Origin of the sequence: Methylibium sp., from assembly GCF_013817365.1 — a bacterium.
Taxonomy (GTDB): Bacteria; Pseudomonadota; Gammaproteobacteria; order Burkholderiales; family Burkholderiaceae_C; genus Methylibium.
Window position 1 is genome coordinate 1 of sequence record NZ_JACDCU010000524.1, and the last position, 2521, is coordinate 2521.

A 2521-nucleotide genomic window follows, 5' to 3' on the forward strand; every position below is an offset into this window, starting at 1 on the left:
GCGCGGCGCGCGCGGCGGCGGCGTTGGAGACCGAGGTGTCGAGCGCGTTCCTGGAAATGAAACCCTGCTCGACCAGGCTGCGGTTGCTGTTCAGCGCGCGCTCGGCGATGTCGAGTTGGGCGCGGGCCTGGGCGGCCTGCTGCTCGGCCTGGCGCAGCCTGAGCCGGTATTCGCTGGCGTCCAGCCGGCCGAGCACCTGGCCGGCCTCGACGGGGTCGCCCTCGCGCACACCGAGTTCCTGCACCTCGGCCGCCACTCTGGCCTTGACGATGGCGGAGTTGACGGCGCGCAGCTCGCCGGTGATGTCGAGCTGGCGAACCAGTTCGCGCTGGCGGGCGATCGTCACGTCGGCGGGGCCGAGTTCCAGCGCGACGGGTGGCCGCGAGGCCGGCGCCTCTTCAACCTTGCGCGCGAGCAAAGCGCGGCCGAGCGCGGCGCCGACCAGCAGCAGCGCCAGCGCGATCAGCACCCAGCGAAAACGTCGCTTCATCGCTTCTTGCCGGCGGCCTTGCGGTGGGGAGGAGCCATGACCGGCTCGCGCGGCACCAGGCCGCCCAGCACCATGTCCATCTGCACCTCGATCAGCCGCTGCGGGGCGTGCGGGCACTCGAGCCCGGCGCATGCGCCGATGGAGTGCTTGCGCAACATCATGAACAGCACGGGCGCCATCAGGTTGTGAACCACCTCGTGCACCGGCAGCGGCCGGAACTCGCCGCGGTCGATGCCGCGCTGCAGCACGCCCGCGAGCATGCGCTCGGCCGGCTCGATGACCTCCTGGCGGTAGAACTGCGCGATGTCCGGAAAGTTGCGCACTTCCGAGACGATGAGCTTGGCGATGCCCGAGGCCTTGGTCTCACCGATGCGGCGCCACCACTCCGACATCAGATAAGGCAGCAGCTCGGTGGTCGGGCCTTCGAAGGCGCGCACGATGTCTTCGCCCTCGGCGATCTCGCGCGAGATGTTGTTGCGGATCACCGCCTTGAGCAGGTCTTCCTTGCTGGGGTAATACAGATACAGCGTGCCCTTGGAGACGCCGGCGCGCGCGGCCACCTCTTCGGCCCGGGTGGCCGCGAAACCCTTCTCCACGAAGAGCTCGAGGGCTGCATCGAGCAGCTCCTGCGGGCGCGCCTCCTTGCGGCGCTGGCGCGGGAGCGGCGTGATCGCCATGGGGCAGGGGGGGAAAAGCGCAGGACGGGACATGCTTACTGCTAATGACCAATGAGTCAGTAAATGTAGTGCGCTGGGGGGTGCGGGTCAATGTAAGCCGCGAAAGCCCGAGTGCGGCGGCAGAGCTTGCCGCGACGCGGCGCGGAGCGTGTGCAGCAGCGGGAAAGCTCGGGTAAAGATGGATGAAGACCGGCGCAGTGGGTGCCCCGGCTGCAAGGGCCGGCGCAAAGCTTCGGCCCTGCCGGGGCCGCCACCGCTCCCTAGAATCCAGCACGATGGCACGCACCGCATGGATCCTGGCCGGATCGCTCGCAATCGCCGCCGCCGGCGCTGCCGCGTGGTGGACGCTTCGCGATGAGGACCCGGCGCTGAGCTACCGCACCGCGCCCGTGGAGCAAGGCCCGATCGAGGCGGCGGTGGCGGCGACCGGCACGCTCAATCCTGTGGCGCAGGTCAGCGTGGGCAGCCAGGTGTCGGGCCAGATCCAGGCGCTGTTCGCCGACTTCAACACCGAGGTGAAGCAGGGCCAGCCCATCGCCCGCATCGACCCGGAGAGTTTTCGTTATCGCGTGCGCCAGGCCCAGGCCGACGTGGAGGCGGCGCGCGCGCAGGTGCTGCAGGCGCAGGCCGGCGTGGCCGCGGCGCAGGCTGCGCTTTCGCGGGCCAAGCTCGATGCCGACAACGCGGCGCGCGACCTCGGGCGCAAGCAGGAGCTGCTCGACCGCCGGTTCATCTCCGAAGCCGAGTTCGAGACCACGCGCAACCTCGCCGGCACCTTGGCCGAGCAGGTCAAGGCGGTCGCCGCGCAGCTCGAGGTGAGCCGCGCGCAGGCTGTCAGCGCGCAAGCCGCGGTGCGCCAGCGCGAGGCGGCGCTGGCGCAGGCGCAGGTGGACCTTGACCGCACGGAGATTCGCTCGCCCGTGAACGGCGTGGTGATCAAGCGCAGCGTCGATCTGGGTCAGACGGTGGCGGCCAGCCTGCAGGCGCCCGAGCTCTTCATCATTGCCCGCAACCTCGCCGACATGCAGGTCGAGGTCTCCATCGACGAGGCGGACATCGGCCGCGTGCACGCCGGCCAGCCGGTGAGCTTTACGGTGGACGCGTTTCCCGGCCGCGATTACGAAGGCGTGGTCGCGGCGGTGCGCAAGGCGGCGCTGAACACCCAGAACGTGATCACCTATACCGTGGTGGTGAGCTTTCGCCAGAGTGCGGCGCAACTGCTGCCGGGCATGACCGCCAACGTGCGCATCGTCACCGAGCGGCGCGAGAACGTGGTGAAGCTGCCGAACGCGGCGCTGCGCGTGCGGCTGCCGGAGGTGGCCGAGCCGGCCGGCAGGGCGCCGCAGCCTGCGCC

The 2521-nt window shown here is 70.2% G+C and carries 3 protein-coding genes; 1 reads left to right on the forward strand and 2 read right to left on the reverse strand.

Annotated elements, in window-relative coordinates:
• Together H0W38_RS20800 and H0W38_RS20805 are read right to left on the reverse strand one after the other, a co-directional pair.
• The coding region (locus H0W38_RS20800; RefSeq protein ID WP_292457774.1) for a biotin/lipoyl-binding protein at window positions 1–490 on the reverse strand (490 nt) is incomplete at its 3' end.
• Window positions 487–1167 (reverse strand): TetR/AcrR family transcriptional regulator, encoded by a 681-nt coding sequence (locus H0W38_RS20805; protein WP_292457777.1) that lies wholly within the window; start codon window positions 1165–1167, stop codon window positions 487–489. The genes H0W38_RS20800 and H0W38_RS20805, both read right to left, overlap by 4 nt.
• 275 nt (window positions 1168–1442) lie before the next feature.
• Here H0W38_RS20805 and H0W38_RS20810 point away from each other — a divergent pair.
• The coding region (locus H0W38_RS20810) for an efflux RND transporter periplasmic adaptor subunit (RefSeq protein WP_292457778.1) at window positions 1443–2521 on the forward strand (1079 nt) is incomplete at its 3' end.